Below are 16,366 nucleotides of genomic sequence, written 5' to 3'. Positions count from 1 at the left end.
TGCGGGAATAGCTCAGTTGGTAGAGCACGACCTTGCCAAGGTCGGGGTCGCGAGTTCGAGTCTCGTTTCCCGCTCCAAAAAATTTGTAAGTGATATTCCGATGCGGGAATAGCTCAGTTGGTAGAGCACGACCTTGCCAAGGTCGGGGTCGCGAGTTCGAGTCTCGTTTCCCGCTCCAATCACTTGCAGATGACATTCTGTTGCGGGAATAGCTCAGTTGGTAGAGCACGACCTTGCCAAGGTCGGGGTCGCGAGTTCGAGTCTCGTTTCCCGCTCCAAACATTTGTAAGTGACATTCCGTTGCGGGAATAGCTCAGTTGGTAGAGCACGACCTTGCCAAGGTCGGGGTCGCGAGTTCGAGTCTCGTTTCCCGCTCCAATCACTTGTAAATGACATTCTGTTGCGGGAATAGCTCAGTTGGTAGAGCACGACCTTGCCAAGGTCGGGGTCGCGAGTTCGAGTCTCGTTTCCCGCTCCAATATCTCTTCGAAGTTTTCATAATCCCTTTGAATTGCCCTTCACATCGCGCTGCGATGCTTTGTCGTATCTGGCGTTTACTAGGCGCGTCTCTACCACCTCCTGCCAACAGGAAGGGGATGTGGGCTCATGGTGCGGATTGTACGAGGCAAGCGGTTGTAACAGGTGGTGGGAGGCGAGAATGGTGGGCAAAAAAGAGGAGGGGCCTTGGCTCCTCCTGCATGATTCACTGGCGCGGGCTTAGACCAGAGTAACGTTCTCAGCCTGAGGGCCTTTTTTGCCCTGGGTCACAGTGAACTGGACTTTTTGACCTTCAGCCAGGGTTTTGAAACCGGTGCTCTGGATGGAGGAGAAGTGAACGAATACGTCCGGACCCTGGGATTGTTCAATAAAGCCAAAACCCTTGGTTTCGTTGAACCATTTTACCTGGCCGGTGCGAATGTCAGACATGTGCTAAATCCTATCAATAACAAAATGAAACTAAGCCCGTGCTGGGCTGCATTTGCCTTGCAAGCAGGGGTTGGCTCATGACTGACCACGTCTCTTTGTCCCAGTAGCACGTAGAACAATCCCTGTCTAAAGCACAAACGATTGTACGTTAGCGCCGATCCTTGTCAATTTGACCCCTTTCGTTTTTTGAACAAGCTAAAAATATTGTGAAGTCAGTAGCTTATTTGAAGATATTTGACTGAAAAAAACGGGAGGCCAGCGCCTCCCGTTTTTGTTATTCCTTGAGGGCGAACCCTTCGCCCTGCCGGTCGTAGCGGTAAACCGCCTGACCGTAGGAGCGGATCTCCACCCGCTGGATGCGGCGGGTGTCGTCCACCAGGATGAAGATAGAGCGGCCCGATTGCAGGCGGGTCAGGGGGCGATCCGGCCCCTCGATGGCGATCAGGCGGCTCAGCTCGGCACCTGGCAACTCGAATTTGCGCCAGATGGAGTAGAGGGTCTCACCCGCCTGCACATCGTGTTGCAGCCAGGTACCGTTGACCTTCTCTTCGACTGGTTTGGCTGCCGCGGGGGCACTACCTGCCGCGCCATTGCTGACAGTTAGAGCTTGAGCAGGCACGGCCAGCGGCACTTCCAGCGAGCCGGAAGGGGCGGCTTTGGGTGCAGATGGTGCCGGCTCCCAGGCCAGTACCAGCAACCAGAGCGGGATCAGGATCAGCAGACCTATGGTGTTTTTGCGGGGCAGCGGGCTGGACAGCTTGAATTTGCCTGCTTTGGCATCCTGGCGGCGTTGGCCGAGGTTGCTCATCCCTTGGCCAAAACGTTGGCGCAGGGACAGGGTCGCGGCATTGATGCGATGGAGCAGGGATCCTTGTGATTCGTCTTGGCGACGCTGCTGGGCTCGTCTGTTATGGCCTCGTGGGCGACGGTCCGGGGTGGGCACGGCATTTACCTCTCACTACATTGCCTGCCATCAGGCAAATTCGTCGCCTATGGTAAACGGACTCGCCCCCGAGGGGGAGAGTCCTGAGGCGGAAAATTATCAGCTGAGACGAAATTGACCCAATAATTGCTGCAATTTGTCGGCCGCCTGACGCAATGCCTGACTGGCTTTGGCCGTTTCGGTCGCATCCTGAGCAATGTCGTTGGCCAGTGCGTTGGTTTTTGACAGGTTGCCGGAGACGGTTTCTGAGACCGAGCTCTGCTCTTCGGCGGCGGAGGCGATCTGATAGGTCATGTCGTTGATGGTGGAGATGGCCTGGTAGATGCTGCCGAGCGCCTCTTCCGCCAGATCCGCCTCGCCCACCGCTTGATGGGTCAGCTGCTGGCTTTGGGTGATGGCGTTGACTGCATTGGTGGAGCTGAGGCGGATCTTCTCGATCAACTCCTGGGTGTTCTGCACCGCCTGCTGGGTATTGCCCGCCAGTTTGCGCACTTCGTCGGCGACTACCGCAAAGCCGCGGCCCTGTTCGCCAGCCCGTGCAGCCTCGATGGCGGCGTTGAGGGCCAGCAGGTTGGTCTGATCGGCAATCCCCTGAATGACGGTGAGGATGCTGGTGATCTGGGCGCTGTCGTGAGCCAGCCCTTCCACCACTTCGGCCCCTTTGCCGGCTTCTGCTGCGACCTTGTGCATCGACTGGATCACCTGCTGGAAGCGCTCCTTGCCCTGATTCGCCGCGCTTTGCGCCTGTTTGGCCGAGTCGGCGGTATTGTTGGCGTGGGTGGCGACCTCCTGACTGACGTAGGACATCTCCTGTACCGCGGTCAGCATCTGCTCCATCTCCGCCTGATGGTGCTGCAGGTTGTTGTCGGTCTGACCGGCAATGCGATCGGTGTCACCGGCGTAGCGGTTCACCTCGCTGGCAGTCTTGAGCACATCCCCGAGCAGCCCTTGCAGCTTGTCGATAAAGCGGTTGATCCCCTTGGCTAGATCCCCCAGCTCATCCACCGAGCGGGTTGCGAGGCGCTTGGTGAGATCCCCTTCCCCATCGGCGATGTCATCCACCAGGCTGACCATCTGACGGATGGGGCCAGTGATGCTGCGGGCAATCACCAGCATGGTGGCCAGCGCCAGCACCAGTACGATAACGGCGCCCACCAATTGCTGGGTCATGGCTGCCTGATTCATGTCGCTCAGCTGGCTTTCCAGTTGATCGGCGCCCGCCAGTACCACCTTGTAGGGCAGGGTGACGATGATGGCCCAGTTGCGGCTCATTCCCGGCACCATGATGGGGACGGAAATACGGAATGACTCGTCCAGCTCCTGACGCTGAACTTCCGGTTTCAGGTACTGCTGCCACTGGGTGCCCAGCACCTTACTTGCGCTGCTGCCGAGCAGGCTGGCATCGCCGCTGGTGCCGGTGATGACTCCGGCGGCGCTAACGATCAGGGTTTCGCCCTTGCCGTCATAGATGTTGCTGTTGAGGCTCTTGGCCTGACGGCTGATGGAGTCCACCGCCAGATCCAGCGCGGCGATCCCCTTGAACTGGCCATCCACCATGATGGGGGTGGTGATAGTGCTCACCAGCACCTGCTGACCGTTGATATCCACCTTGAAGGGATCGATGAGGCAAGAGCGTCCTTCCCGTTTCGGGCAGGCGTAGTAGTCGTTGGCGGGATTGCCGAATTCGTCCGGGTCGGTTTTTTCGATGGAGAGCAGCAGATCGGTACCGATTTGATCCTTGTCGCGATAAAAGTAGGGCACGAAGCGCCCCTTGCTGTCGCTACCGAGCGCGGTCTGACCGGCAAAGCTGGCATCCTGACCGTCGAAACCGTTGGGCTCGAAGCCGGCAAAGGCGCCATAGAGCTGGGGCTCCAACGCCAACTGTGCTTTGAGCAGGTCGGTGGCCTGCTGGCGATCCAGCGGCAGTTTGCCCTGTTGTTGCAGGGCGAGGGCGCTGGCCATCTGCTGGGTGTAGGAGAGCCCTTTTTGCAGCAGTTGGGTGATGGTGGCCGCCTCGGCGCGGGCATTGGCGCTGACCTTCTGCCATGCCTCCTGCTGCAGCGCTTCACGGCTGGAGCTGATGGTGAGTTGTTGGGTCTGTTGGCCTGAGTATTGGTTGAGCAGGATCAGGATGACCAGGGCTGCGGTCATGGCGATCCCGGCCATCACTAGAATGCGATTCTGGATAGAACGGAACTGCATCGTCTCTTCCTTGTTCGTGAGAAGTGTGGTGAGCGTTATTTGGGTATCGACCGGAGGAGGCAGCTCTCCAGCATTGTGCATAGCAAATCGGAAACGGGGCTTCTGTTTTGCGATCCTCTTCAAATATCGGGCTACAGATGCAAATGGCGACAGATTTAATCCCCTACTTTAGCCCGCAATGGCGTCATGGTTTTCCCATCCGTGATTGTCGGTGCTAAAATGCGACGGTTTTTTAACGAATTGGCCCAAGGCCCTCTACACAAGGCTTAAAGATGAAAGTCAAAACCCGTTTTGCTCCCAGCCCGACCGGCTTTTTGCATGTCGGCGGTGCCCGTACCGCACTCTATTCCTGGTTGTTTGCAAAGAACCAGGGCGGTGAGTTCGTGCTGCGTATTGAGGATACCGACCTGGAACGTTCCACTCAGGAGGCGATCGACGCCATCATTGAGGGCATGGAATGGCTGGAGCTGAACTGGGATGAGGGCCCCTACTACCAGACCAAGCGATTCGATCGCTACAACGGTCTGATCGACGAGATGCTGGCCGATGGCCGCGCCTACAAGTGCTACTGCTCCAAAGAGCGTCTGGAAGCACTGCGCGAAGGCCAGATGGCCAACGGCGAGAAGCCCCGTTATGACGGCAAGTGCCGCGACCACGCCCACGATCACCCGGCCGATGCGCCGCATGTCATTCGTTTCCGCAACCCGACCGAAGGTTCAGTGGTGTTCGATGACCATGTCCGTGGCCGCATCGAGTTCGCCAACACCGAGCTGGACGATCTGATTATCCGCCGTACCGACGGTGCCCCGACCTACAACTTCTGTGTTGTTGTCGATGACTGGGATATGGAGATCACCCACGTGGTGCGTGGCGAAGACCACATTAACAACACCCCGCGCCAGATCAACATCTACAAGGCGCTGAACGCGCCGGTGCCGGAGTTTGCCCACGTCTCCATGATCCTGGGTGATGACGGTGCCAAGCTCTCCAAGCGCCACGGTGCCGTTTCCGTGATGCAGTACCGCGACGACGGCTACCTGCCGGAAGCGCTGCTGAACTATCTGGTACGTCTGGGCTGGTCCCACGGCGATCAGGAGATCTTCAGCCTGGAAGAGATGATCAAGCTGTTCAGCCTGGATGCCATCTCCAAGTCCGCCTCTGCCTTCAACACCGACAAGCTGCTGTGGCTGAACAACCACTACATGCGCAGCCTGGATCCGGCTTATGTTGCCAAGCATCTGGCATGGCACATGGAAAACCAGAAGATCGACACCAGCAATGGCCCGGCGCTGGCCGAGGTAGTCACCCTGCTGGCCGAGCGCTGTAACACCCTGGTCGAGATGGCCGCCCAGAGCCGCTACCTGTTCGAAGAGTACGAGGCCATCGACGAAGCCGCTGCCAAGAAGCACCTGCGCGGCGTGGCTGCCGAGCCGCTGGCTCTGGCCAAAACCAAGCTGGCTGCACTGGATAGCTGGACTACCGAAGCGCTGCACGAGCTGATTGAAGCGACCGCTGCCGAGCTGGGTCAGGGCATGGGCAAGGTCGGCATGCCGCTGCGTGTGGCCGTCACCGGTCTGGGTCAGTCCCCTGCCATCGACGCGGTGATGGCACTGGTCGGCAAAGAGCGTGTACTGGCGCGTATCGACCGCGCACTGGCTTACATCGAAGCCCGCATGGCTGCTGAGTAAGCCTGACGTTGCCGGTCGTCATCACCGTTCTGGGTAAATCCCCCCTGCCATCGACGCCGTAATGGCACTGGTGGGCAAGGAGCGCGTACTGGCGCGTATCGACCGCGCACTGGCTTACATCGAAGCCCGCATGGCTGCCGAGTAAGCTCTGCCGATGTGGCAGACGAGGGGATTACCCCGCTCTGCCACATACTGAATAGCAAAAATCCGAAACCACTGGTTTCGGATTTTTTTATGGCCAGCGCACAGGTCGAAAATACTTTGGATAAAAAAATGCCAGTCAGCTGACTGGCATTTTTATTGGGACAGAGTGCCGCTTAGTGGCTGTCGACCCAGACGAACTTGAGCACGAACAGCAGGGCTACCACCAGCACGCAGGGGTTGATCTCGCGCCAGCGACCGGTGCCTGCCTTCATCACGCAGTAGGAGATAAAGCCCACGGCGATCCCCTCGGTGATGGAGAAGCTGAACGGCATCATGACGGCGGTCATAAAGGCCGGTACCGCTTCGGTCAGATCTTCCCACTTCACCCGGGTCAGCTCGGAGCACATCAGCACGCCCACATAGATAAGGGCGCCAGCGGCGGCATAGGCCGGCACCATGGCGGCGACCGGAGAGAAGAAGATCGCCAGCAGGAACAGCAGGCCGACCACGATGGCGGTCAGACCGGTACGGCCGCCGACGGCGACGCCGGAGCTGCTCTCGATAAAGGCGGTAACCGAGGAGGTGCCCATGAAGGCGCCGCCGACGGAGCTGACGCTATCCACCATCAGCGCTTGTTTCATGCGCGGGAAGTGGCCCTTGTCATCGGCCAGCTTGGCGCGGTTGGTGACGCCGATCAGGGTGCCGGAAGAGTCAAACAGGTTGACCAGCATAAAGGAGAAGATGATCCCGGCGAGGCTGATATCGAGCGAGCCCATCAGATCCAGCTGGCCGAACACCGGTTCGATGCTGGGGGGCATGGAGACAAAGCCCTTGAAGGTGACATCGCCAAACAGCCAGCCCAGACCGGTAGTGACCACGATGGCGATCAGCACGGCGGAGTGGACGCCGCGGGCGGAGAAGATGCAGATCAGGAAGAAACCGAGCAGACCCAGCAGGCAGGGCAGGGAGGTGAGGTTGCCCACGGTCACCATAGTCGCGGGGCTGGCCACCACGATCCCGGCGTTGTGCAGGCCGAGCAGGGCGATCAGCAGACCGATACCGGCGGTGATGCCGACCCGCAGGGTGAGCGGAATGTTGCCGATCAGCCAATAACGCACCCGCAGCAGGGTGAGGATCAACAGACCCATGGCACCCCAGAAGATAGTGCCCATGCCCACTTGCCAGGAGTAACCCATGCCGGCGACGACCACGAAGGCGAAGAAGGCGTTAAGGCCCATGGCGGGGGCCAGCGCGATCGGCAGGTTGGCCAACAGGCCCATCAGGATGCTGCCGATACCGGCGATGAGGCAGGTGGTGACGAACACGGCCTGGGTGTCCATGCCCGCCGCAGATAGGATCTGCGGGTTGACGAACACGATATAGACCATGGTCAGGAAGGTGGTGATACCGGCGATCACTTCGGTGCGGGCGGTAGTGCCATGGCCTTGCAGGGCAAACAGGCGCTCAAGCAATCCTTGCCCGGCGGCCTGATTGGCAGCTTGGTGTTGTTGATTCATGTTGGATTCCAATAGGTGACGTGAAATAAGCAGCAGGGGAACGGGCTATCCCATCCATGCGGGGTAAATTGCCCTGTTTCTGGCGGTTAAGTAACCAGACTCGTCCTGATACCGTGACAGCGCGCACATTTTTACACAGGCGGCGCCGTTTACAAACCCCGGATCTGCGAAGCAGATCAATGAATAGAGTAAAAATTCAAACGTTTGCTTTTTGAGCATGAAAAAAGGTTCTCAGCAGAGAACCTTTTATCGAAAATTGGGGGCTTACAGGGTTTTGAAGTAGCGCTCGACCAGCTGGGCCAGTACCGAGTCGAGCCGGTCTTGCACTTCACCCAGTTCACGGCCGAAGCGGCGCAGAAAGAGGCTTGCCTGCTCTTCGGTCAGCTTGCGCCCCTCGATAAAGAACTCCTGCTCAGGCAGTTGCTTGTCGTAGCGGGGGATCAGCACCCAGCTCACCAGCTCGGGCTCCACGGCGGCAAAAATCTTGGCGGCAGCAGCACAGAAGGTCTCTATGTGCTCCTTGCCATCCGGCCCGAGGCAACCCGGTTCAACCCGGATCTGGATGGTGAGTTTTTTCTCTATGGGGGTCGTCATCGTGCTACATCCATGCAAAGGCATCCGTCTAGGATTGTAAGTCAAAAGGCAAGAGAAAGGGGAGCCGAAGCTCCCCTCAACACGCAGTCAGCCTTATTTGGCGATGCGCTTGTACTTGGCGCGATGGGGCTGGATCGCCTCGGCGCCATAGGTCTTCTTCTTCCACTCTTCGTATTCGGTAAAGTTACCTTCGAAGAACTCGATCTTGCCCTCATCCTGATAGTCCAGGATGTGAGTGGCGATACGGTCGAGGAACCAGCGGTCGTGGGAGATGACCATGGCACAACCCGGGAACTCCAGCAGGGCGTTCTCGAGGGCACGCAGGGTTTCGATATCCAGATCGTTGGTCGGTTCATCCAGCAGCAGCACGTTGCCGCCGGTCTGCAGCAGCTTGGCCAGATGCAGACGACCACGTTCACCACCGGAGAGTTCGCCAACCCGCTTCTGCTGGTCGGAACCTTTGAAGTTGAAGCGGCCGATATAGGCGCGGCTCGGGAACTCGTAGTTGCCGATGCGCAGGATATCCTGACCGTCAGCGACCTCTTCGAAGACCGTCTTCTTGTCATCCATGCTGTCGCGGAACTGATCGACAGAGGCCAGCACCACGGTTTCACCTAGCGTGATGGCACCGGAATCCGGCTGCTCCTGACCCGACATCATGCGGAACAGGGTCGACTTACCGGCACCGTTCGGGCCGATGATGCCGACGATGGCACCCTTCGGAATGGCAAACGACAGATCGTCGATCAGCACCCGATCACCGTAGGATTTGCGCAGGTTGGCCACTTCCATCACCTTGTCGCCGAGGCGCGGTCCGGGCGGAATGAACAGCTCGTTGGTCTCGTTGCGCTTCTGGTAGTCGTTGGTGTTGAGCTCTTCGAAGCGAGCCATACGGGCCTTGGACTTGGCCTGACGCCCTTTCGGGTTTTGACGAACCCACTCCAGCTCTTTCTCGATGGACTTGCGACGGGCCGCTTCGGAACTTGCTTCCTGCGCCAGACGGGCGTCCTTCTGCTCCAGCCAGGAGGAGTAGTTGCCTTCCCATGGGATACCCTCGCCGCGGTCCAGCTCCAGGATCCAGCCCGCCACGTTGTCGAGGAAGTAACGGTCGTGGGTGATGGCCACAACAGTGCCTTCGTAGTCGTGCAGGAAGCGCTCCAGCCAGGCCACGGATTCCGCATCCAGGTGGTTGGTCGGTTCGTCCAGCAGCAGCATGTCCGGCTTTTCCAGCAGCAGACGGCAGAGCGCCACACGGCGGCGCTCACCACCGGAGAGGTGCTTGATCTTGGCATCCCATGCCGGCAGGCGCAGGGCATCGGCCGCGCGCTCCAGCTGGTTTTCCATGTTGTGGCCGCCCTGGGCCTGGATGATAGCTTCCAGCTCGCCCTGTTCGCGGGCCAGCTTGTCAAAGTCGGCATCCGGGTCGGCGTAGGCCGCATAGACCTCGTCCAGACGGGCCATGGCGCGCTTCACCTCGCCAACGGCCTCTTCGACCGCTTCGCGTACGGTCTGCTCCGGCTCCAGCTTCGGCTCCTGCGGCAGGTAGCCAATCTTGATGCCGGGCTGTGGACGGGCTTCCCCTTCGATCTCGGTGTCGATACCCGCCATGATGCGCAGCAGGGTCGATTTACCGGCGCCGTTCAGACCCAGCACGCCAATCTTGGCGCCCGGGAAGAAGCTCAAGGAGATGTTCTTGAGAATATGACGCTTGGGCGGCACTACCTTGCCGACCCGGTTCATGGTGTAAATAAATTGAGCCATTGGCTAATTCTCTTCCTTTTCAGCAGGTTAATGTCTTGGCATTAACAGACTGATGTCGTGGTGGGGCCAGGTCGACACAGGTCAACCGGGTTCCAAAAAACCCGTCGATTGTAAACCAACGGACGAGGGGGGGCAAAGGTGGCACCCGGCTATGTCCCCCCTTTGGCGTAGCAGTCACGCCTTGCTGCATCAGCCGTGCAATTTGGGCATGATGTGGGCTGTCGTTTTGTTCCGGAGCCGTCATGAACCCATCCTCTGAAGCCCCCTCGCTGGCCGCCTTTCTCTGCACTATGGGATTGGACGCCGCGCTGAGTGAAGCCATCAGCCTGCGCTTGCCACGGCAGAGGCTGCGCGCCGGTCAGGTGCTGTTGGCGCAAGGGGCCGAACAGGAGGCTGCCTTCTATATCGAAACGGGCATCTCTCGTGCCTGCCATTACACCCGGGACGGGCAGGAGCGCTGCAAGGAGTTCTACTTCGAAGGGGAGCTCTGCCTGCTTTACGACAGCTGGCTCACCGGGTCGCCCGCCCGCTACCAGCTGGAGGCGCTGACGGAGCTGCAGGTGGTGCGGGTGCCAATCGCCCTGCTGGATGAGCCCATCTGGCAGCCGGTCTGCATGGCCCTGCTGCGTCAGCAGCTCGGTTACAAGGAGCGCAAGGAGGCGTTTTTGCTGCTCCACTCCCCCGAAGAGCGTTATCGGGAGCTCTGCCACACCTTCCCCCACTGGCCTGCGCGGCTCACTCAGGTGCAGCTCGCTAACTACATCGGTATCAGTCCGGTCACCCTGTCACGGATCCGCAGGCGCATTAACACGGGTTAATGCCACCTGCCGGTTGCCACTTCATGCTGCGTCATCCAAATGACGGACGAGGGGTGGATGATGTCGCTGTTTCTGTGGTCGCAACTGGTGGTGAGCCTGGCCTTGCTGCTCGATCTGTTGTCGTTTCAGTTGCGGGATCGCCGCAGGATCCTGGCCTGTCTGGCCCTCTCCTGCACCCTCAATGCCGGTCACTTTGCCCTGCTCGGGCAGTGGTCGGCCGCCTGCCTGTTGCTGCTGGCCAGCGTGCGCTTTCTGGTGAGTATCTGGCTGGTTCGCCGCATCTTGATGTGGTTTTTCATGGGGTTGGCCTGTGCGGCAACGCTGGCGACCTATCAGGGCCTGCTCTCATTGATCGGGCTGCTGGCGAGCCTGCTGCAAACCCGGGCCGCGTTTTGTCCGGATGATCGCCAACTGCGGCGCTGGATGCTGCTCGGTACCCTCTGCTGGTTTGGCAATAACCTGCTGGTGGGCTCACCAGTCGCCGCACTGATGGAGGGGCTGTTTCTGGTCAGCAATATGGTGGGCTACTACCGCCACTATGGCTTCAATTATTGGGGTCGTGGCCGCCACAGTGGCCGCAGAAAGAGGCGTGTGCCGCCTTCCGATCGGGCGAGCTCCTGACCTCCCGCTCAGGGCTGCTTGTGGCCAGCGAAGTAGAGCACCCGTTTCACATACTCCTGCGTCTCGTCATAGGGTGGGATCCCGCCATAGCGTTCCACCGCTTTTTCCCCGGCATTGTAGGCAGCCGAGATCAGTATCCAGTCGCCATCGAAGCGGCGATCCAGCCATTTGAGATAACTGACGCCACCCTTGATGTTCTGGGCCGGATCGAATGGCCGGGTTACCCCGAACCGTTGCTGGGTTTCGGGGATCAGCTGCATTAGCCCCTGAGCATTCTTGGGTGAAACGGCGCGGCTGTTGAGATTGGATTCGGCGATGGCAATCGCCAGTACCAGCCGGGCATCCACCTTATGGTGTTTGGCGGCGTGACGCAGCATGGTGACCAGCTTTTGCTTGGCGGGGGGCTGGCGGGCCACCCAGGAGTCGACATTGAAGGGGGTGGAGGGGAGCCCGGCCAGATAGCCACCCTGACCGCCACGGATCCCGATGCCGCACTGATCACCCATGGGAGCATTGCCGATGCGGGCGTTGTAGTAGCGTGCAGCCTGTCGGTTACCCAGGCGCATTGCCATGGTGAGGTAGCTGTTGGCCAGCTTTGCGCTGCGTACCGAGGCGGGGCCGGTGGCGAGCAGGCGGCCGATCCGGAAATAACCTTCGGGATTGCCGGTGCTGGCGGCGACACAGTAGAGGGCGATGGCTTTTTGCAGATTGCCGTGTTGCTGGGCCACTTGACCCTGCTTGATCGCCGTCAGCGCCTTGGGGGCCTGTCTGAAATCCCTGCCTTGTGCCATCGCCCGCGGCGTACCTGCCAGTAACAACGACAAAAAAAGCAGCAAAAACAGTCCGTTTTCGCTGATGTGCCTCATGGGTTATCTCCTGTTTGAGTACAGAAGATATAGAGGAACATGGCTGCTATCGCCACGAACCCAGTGGATCCTGTTGTTATAGCGTGGAGATTTCAGAGAGCAAAACGGTATGGAACTTATAGGCTAGCCAATTGTGCCCTCAATCTAAAAATAGATTGCAAGGGACGTATTATTGGTCAGGCTGAGCTCCATCAGCTCCATCAGCTCCATCAGCTCCATCAGCTCCATCAGCTCCATCAGCTCCATCACCGCCGTTGCCGCCGTTGCCGCCGTTGCCACCGTTGCCGCCGTTACCACCGTTGCCGCCGTTGCCGCCGTTACCACCGTTGCCGCCGTTGCCGCCGTTACCACCGTTGCCGCCGTTACCACCGTTACCACCGTTGCTACCCAGTACGGAGACTGGTTGGTTGTTACTAAGTGTTGAGCAGTTATCCCCTGTTGGGCATGGGGATTGCGCCCACAGCGAAGCACTTTGCAGGCAAGCAAGTAGTATCAGGCTCGAATAAAGTGGGGGAGTTGAGTTCATGATATCGACCTTGTTAGATGAAGAAGCGTTGGCATAAGGATTTCTTAACAAACTCAGACATCCAAGTGGTAGGTAGATTCGTCTGGTTGGGCGGCTGGTAACTGGCGATATATCAGACCAATTTCGCTGACAACCCAGAGCGAAAGCAGGGCCAGCAGGCTGAGCAGGGGAAGCAGAGAGTGGCTCTGGGTCAGGGCATAGGCCGCAATGGCGGCACCGGTCAAAAGCAGGGTTCGGATCATGAGGTGGCTCCTTGTCGTCATGGGGGTGTTGCGTGGCCACGGACAGAGCGCCTGGGGTCGGGATTTGTTCCCGGGTGGCACGAAGCGCGCTGAGTATATCGCGTCATGCCGCTGCCGATCCGTGGTGTCATCACACTTTCCATAGTCATGGGTTTCGTATCGAGTTGGGCCCCGCCAGATGCGGGGCCAGTAATGGTTTGACGGTCAGAAGAAACCGCCGTTGTTATCGTCACTGTCGGCCCAGCCGCCACTCAGGTTATCGTCGTCGAGAAAACTGCTGCCAACATCGGGAGATGAATCCCAGCCGTCCCAGCGCACCGGTTCCGCATCGACCGGATTGGCAATGGGGGCAGGCTCTATGATGTCGATGATCTCCTCGGGCCGGTTGCTGTGAAACAGTCCGCCGATCATATCGGCCAGCATCACGCCACCGGCCACACCGGCGGCGGTTTGCAGGGCGCCGCCCAAAAAGGAGCTGGTACGGGATGCTGGCTGGGCAGGAGCGGATGCCGGTGGCGGCGTAAAGCGCGGGGGCGGGCTGCTTTCGCTACCAAACAGGCCGGAGAGAAAACTGCCGCTGCTCGGGGCGCTCTGGCTGGCTTCCAGCTCCTTGACCCGCTCGTTGAGGCGGGTAAGGGCTGCCTGCTGAATTAGCAGCGCCTGGGCCATGTAGTAGGGGGCATCGGGCTGCTGGGCCAGATGCTGGCGGATCAGCTGATCCGCTTGTGGGTCTCGCTTGCTATCCCTGGCTTGCGCTTGCTTGAGGCGGTCGAACAGTCCATCGATCAGACCCTGTTCCTGTGATTGCATCTCAAATCCTCGCTATGGTGCGCAGACAGTGCGTTTAGCCATCCTAAAACCCGCGGGGCATCAGTGGTATCTGATTAACTCATCAATGACCGAGGGGTTACCCGCGCTCGTCAGCGGTCGGGCTGGTAGTAGTCGAGATACCAGCGGACAAACTCGGCAACACCTTGCTTGAGAGGTGTAGCGGGGCGCCGGCCGGTGAGGATGTGCAGCGGTTCGCTGTCGGCCCAGGTGGCGTGCATGTCACCTGCCTGCATCGGCTGCATCCGCTTGATGGCGGGTTTGCCGATGGCCTCTTCCAGCGCCTCGATAAAATCGAGCAGCTGTACCGGCTGGCCGTTACCGATATTGAGGATGCGGTAGGGGGCTGCGCTCTCGGCCGCGCTCTGCTCGCTGGCGTGCCAATCGGGATTGGGGCGGGGCGGCTGGTCGGCCACGGCTAGGATCCCCGCGACGATGTCGTCGATAAAGGTGAAGTCGCGGCTGAGATCGCCGTGGTTATATATGTCGATAGGCTCTCCCGCGAGGATGGCGCGAGTGAACTTGATTATGGCCATGTCGGGGCGGCCCCAGGGGCCGTAGACGGTAAAGAAGCGCAGCCCTGTGGTGGGCAGGCCATAGAGCGCCGAATAGGCGTGGGCCATCAGCTCGCCGCTCTTCTTGGTGGCGGCGTAGAGGGAGACCGGGTGATCCACCTGCTGCGCGGTGGAGTAGGGCATCTGATCCCCCATGCCATAGACCGAGCTGGAGGAGGCGTATATCAGGTGCTGAATCCCGTGGTGACGACACCCCTCCAGCACCGTCAGCATGCCGGTAAGGTTGCTGTCGGCATAGGCGAACGGATTGTCGATAGAGTAACGCACCCCCGCCTGCGCCCCCAGATGGATCACCCGCTCGAAACCGTGACGGGCAAAGAGAGCTGCCATCGCTTCGCGATCCGCCAGATCAAGCCGCTCGAAGCGAAAATGGGGGAAACTGGCCAGCTGGGCCAGCCGCGCCTCTTTCAGACTCACCTCGTAGTAGTCGTTAAGGTTATCGATCCCCACCACCCGATGGCCTGCGGCGCACAGCTTGCTGGCCACATGAAAACCGATAAAACCGGCGACGCCGGTAACCAGATAGATCATGGTTGAGTCTCCGGGTTGCAACTGGTGTTGGCAGGCTGCTTTTTGGCGGGAAGATGTGGTCGCCCGATGGCGTGATAGTCAAACCCGAGCTCGCTGAGCTGGCGCGGGTCATAGAGGTTGCGGCCATCGATGATGACGGGCTGATTGAGCAGGGCTTTCAGCTGCTGGAAATCGGGGGCGCGAAACGCCTGCCACTCGGTACAGATGAGCAGGGCATCGGCCCCTTCCAGTGCCGCTTCCTGAGTTGGGCAGAGCAGGAGATCCGGCCGCTGGCCGTAGATCTGGCGGGCACGCCCCATCGCCTTGGGATCAAAGGCCTGCACCCGGCCACCGGCAGCCCAGATGGCGGCCAGCAGCGGGCGGCTCGGCGCATCGCGCATATCGTCGGTACCGGGTTTGAACGCCAGTCCCCACAGGGCGAAGGTGCGGCCACGCAGATCCGGGCCGAATCGGGTCAGCAGGGTTTGCGCCATCTTCTGTTGCTGGCGCAGGTTGACCTGCTCGACCGCCGCTAAAAGCGGGGCGTCGCAGCCGACACTCGCCGCGGTATGGCGCAACGACTTGATATCTTTGGGGAAGCAGGAGCCGCCGTAGCCGCAGCCCGGGTAGATAAAGTGGTAACCGATGCGGGGATCGGCCCCCATCCCCTGGCGTACTGCCTCGATATCGGCCCCCAGCTGCTCGGCGAGGGCCGCCATCTCGTTCATAAAGGAGATCTTGGTGGCCAGCATGGCGTTGGCGGCGTACTTGGTGAGCTCGGCGCTACGCAGATCCATCACCACGATCCGGTCGTGATTGCGGTTGAAGGGGGCGTAGAGGGCACGCAACTGCTCAAGCGCCCGCTTGCTGTCACAGCCGATGATGATGCGGTCCGGCCGCATGCAGTCGTTGACCGCCGCTCCCTCCTTGAGAAACTCGGGATTGGCCGCCACCTCGCAGGTGAGGGGCCGTCCACGCATGGCCAACTGCTGCTCAATGTGTTCCCTTACTTGCTGCGCCGTGCCGACCGGTACTGTGCTCTTGGTCACCACCAGCTTGGGGCGGCTCATCAGTCGGCCTATGGTGTCGGCCACCGCCAGCACATGTTGCAGGTCGGCCGAGCCATCCTCGTCAGCCGGGGTGCCCACGGCGATCAGCAGCAGGTCGGCGTGTGCCACGCCAATGGCGGGATCGACCGTGAAGCTCAGGCGGCCGCTGGCAAGATGGCTCTCGACCAGCGGGGCCAGCCCCGGTTCATAGAAGGGGATCTGCCCCAGCCTGAGGGCGGCGATCCGCTCGTCATCCACATCCACGCAGCAGACCTGATGGCCCACCTCGGCCAGAACGGCGGCCTGCACCAGCCCGACATAGCCTGTGCCAAAAATGGTGACCTTCATGAAAAGTGCCTCGTGCTGTGAATGGGGGATGGCGCGCTTAAACCGCGGCATGCTGCATCTTGGTGCAGCGAGTGTCAATGCCAGATGACAGGCACCAGAATGGGGCGTTCAGCCTGACTGTTGTGATCCTTTTCACAAAAAATAGACTGGACCCCATAACGAAGCCCTGTGGAAAGGGCTCGCAGCCCGCCCGCAACGGCAGGCGAC

General features: G+C 59.9%; 15 protein-coding genes and 5 tRNA genes. 9 read left to right on the top strand and 11 right to left on the bottom strand.

The genetic code is table 11. The features are described 5' to 3' along the window. Position 1: 1 nt before the first annotated feature. From AB5Y71_RS15870 to AB5Y71_RS15850, 5 genes are all read left to right on the top strand, one after another. Positions 2-77: transfer RNA gene (locus tag AB5Y71_RS15870), tRNA-Gly, on the top strand. Between the two features lie 25 nt (positions 78-102). After that, positions 103-178, top strand: a tRNA-Gly gene (locus AB5Y71_RS15865). Between the two features lie 24 nt (positions 179-202). Then, positions 203-278 (top strand) — tRNA-Gly (locus tag AB5Y71_RS15860). Between the two features lie 24 nt (positions 279-302). Then, positions 303-378 (top strand) — tRNA-Gly (locus AB5Y71_RS15855). Between the two features lie 24 nt (positions 379-402). Further along, positions 403-478: transfer RNA gene (locus tag AB5Y71_RS15850), tRNA-Gly, on the top strand. A 239-nt stretch (positions 479-717) separates the two neighbouring features. On the opposite strand, the gene AB5Y71_RS15845 is transcribed toward AB5Y71_RS15850, so the two are convergent. The 3 genes from AB5Y71_RS15845 to AB5Y71_RS15835 form a co-directional block, all read right to left on the bottom strand. Next, complete coding sequence (locus tag AB5Y71_RS15845) at positions 718-927, bottom strand: cold-shock protein (protein ID WP_005338972.1); 210 nt, start codon at positions 925-927, stop codon at positions 718-720. A 274-nt stretch (positions 928-1,201) separates the two neighbouring features. After that, positions 1,202-1,870 carry a LysM-like peptidoglycan-binding domain-containing protein gene (locus AB5Y71_RS15840; RefSeq protein ID WP_368171991.1) on the bottom strand — a complete coding sequence of 223 codons (669 nt, stop codon included), beginning with the start codon at positions 1,868-1,870 and terminating at the stop codon, positions 1,202-1,204. Between the two features lie 99 nt (positions 1,871-1,969). Then, positions 1,970-4,072 (bottom strand): methyl-accepting chemotaxis protein, encoded by a 2,103-nt coding sequence (locus AB5Y71_RS15835; RefSeq protein ID WP_368171990.1) that lies wholly within the window; start codon positions 4,070-4,072, stop codon positions 1,970-1,972. A 272-nt stretch (positions 4,073-4,344) separates the two neighbouring features. Between AB5Y71_RS15835 and gltX the strand changes: the two genes are divergently transcribed. Then, entirely contained in the window at positions 4,345-5,760 is a 1,416-nt protein-coding gene (gene gltX, locus AB5Y71_RS15830; RefSeq protein ID WP_069526551.1) for a glutamate--tRNA ligase, read from the top strand. Positions 5,761-6,077: 317 nt separating this feature from the next. On the opposite strand, the gene AB5Y71_RS15825 is transcribed toward gltX, so the two are convergent. From AB5Y71_RS15825 to ettA, 3 genes are all read right to left on the bottom strand, one after another. Beyond that, positions 6,078-7,421: an NCS2 family permease gene (locus AB5Y71_RS15825; protein ID WP_005343409.1), complete on the bottom strand. Its 1,344-nt coding sequence runs from the start codon at positions 7,419-7,421 to the stop codon at positions 6,078-6,080. 264 nt (positions 7,422-7,685) lie between these two features. Continuing rightward, positions 7,686-8,015 (bottom strand): hypothetical protein, encoded by a 330-nt coding sequence (locus AB5Y71_RS15820; protein WP_005343410.1) that lies wholly within the window; start codon positions 8,013-8,015, stop codon positions 7,686-7,688. Positions 8,016-8,108: 93 nt separating this feature from the next. Next, on the bottom strand, positions 8,109-9,776 hold the full coding sequence (gene ettA / locus AB5Y71_RS15815) for an energy-dependent translational throttle protein EttA (RefSeq protein ID WP_368171989.1): 1,668 nt from the start codon (positions 9,774-9,776) through the stop codon (positions 8,109-8,111). 242 nt (positions 9,777-10,018) lie between these two features. Between ettA and AB5Y71_RS15810 the strand changes: the two genes are divergently transcribed. Both AB5Y71_RS15810 and AB5Y71_RS15805 read left to right on the top strand, forming a co-directional pair. Then, a complete protein-coding gene (locus tag AB5Y71_RS15810; protein ID WP_368171988.1) occupies positions 10,019-10,594 on the top strand; it encodes a Crp/Fnr family transcriptional regulator in 576 nt (191 codons plus the stop codon). A 57-nt stretch (positions 10,595-10,651) separates the two neighbouring features. Further along, entirely contained in the window at positions 10,652-11,215 is a 564-nt protein-coding gene (locus tag AB5Y71_RS15805) for a YgjV family protein (RefSeq protein ID WP_191966357.1), read from the top strand. An 8-nt stretch (positions 11,216-11,223) separates the two neighbouring features. On the opposite strand, the gene AB5Y71_RS15800 is transcribed toward AB5Y71_RS15805, so the two are convergent. Next, positions 11,224-12,081, bottom strand: a complete 858-nt coding sequence (locus AB5Y71_RS15800) for a lytic transglycosylase domain-containing protein (RefSeq protein ID WP_368171987.1) — start codon at positions 12,079-12,081, stop codon at positions 11,224-11,226. Between the two features lie 172 nt (positions 12,082-12,253). Here AB5Y71_RS15800 and AB5Y71_RS15795 point away from each other — a divergent pair, with 172 nt between their 5' ends. After that, positions 12,254-12,505, top strand: a complete 252-nt coding sequence (locus AB5Y71_RS15795) for a hypothetical protein (RefSeq protein WP_368171986.1) — start codon at positions 12,254-12,256, stop codon at positions 12,503-12,505. Between the two features lie 155 nt (positions 12,506-12,660). Here the strand turns inward: AB5Y71_RS15795 and AB5Y71_RS15790 are convergent, their stop codons facing one another. The 4 genes from AB5Y71_RS15790 to AB5Y71_RS15775 all read right to left on the bottom strand — a co-directional run bounded on the left by AB5Y71_RS15790 (position 12,661) and on the right by AB5Y71_RS15775 (position 16,159). After that, positions 12,661-12,849 carry a hypothetical protein gene (locus tag AB5Y71_RS15790; RefSeq protein WP_040068682.1) on the bottom strand — a complete coding sequence of 63 codons (189 nt, stop codon included), beginning with the start codon at positions 12,847-12,849 and terminating at the stop codon, positions 12,661-12,663. A gap of 204 nt (positions 12,850-13,053) precedes the next feature. After that, positions 13,054-13,659 (bottom strand): DUF2076 domain-containing protein, encoded by a 606-nt coding sequence (locus tag AB5Y71_RS15785; protein WP_338710358.1) that lies wholly within the window; start codon positions 13,657-13,659, stop codon positions 13,054-13,056. Positions 13,660-13,769: 110 nt separating this feature from the next. After that, positions 13,770-14,783 carry an NAD-dependent epimerase gene (locus AB5Y71_RS15780; protein ID WP_368171985.1) on the bottom strand — a complete coding sequence of 338 codons (1,014 nt, stop codon included), beginning with the start codon at positions 14,781-14,783 and terminating at the stop codon, positions 13,770-13,772. Further along, the gene (locus AB5Y71_RS15775) at positions 14,780-16,159 is read right to left on the bottom strand and encodes a UDP-glucose/GDP-mannose dehydrogenase family protein (RefSeq protein ID WP_368171992.1); all 1,380 of its coding nucleotides are present in this window, start codon (positions 16,157-16,159) and stop codon (positions 14,780-14,782) included. Before AB5Y71_RS15775 ends, AB5Y71_RS15780 begins: the two co-directional genes overlap by 4 nt. Positions 16,160-16,366 lie beyond the last annotated feature (207 nt).

The organism is Aeromonas sp. R9-2 (assembly GCF_040908025.1).
Classification (GTDB): domain Bacteria; phylum Pseudomonadota; class Gammaproteobacteria; order Enterobacterales; family Aeromonadaceae; genus Aeromonas; species Aeromonas veronii.
Note: the sequence above shows the minus strand (reverse complement) of the source record. Positions and strands in the feature narration are given on the sequence as shown.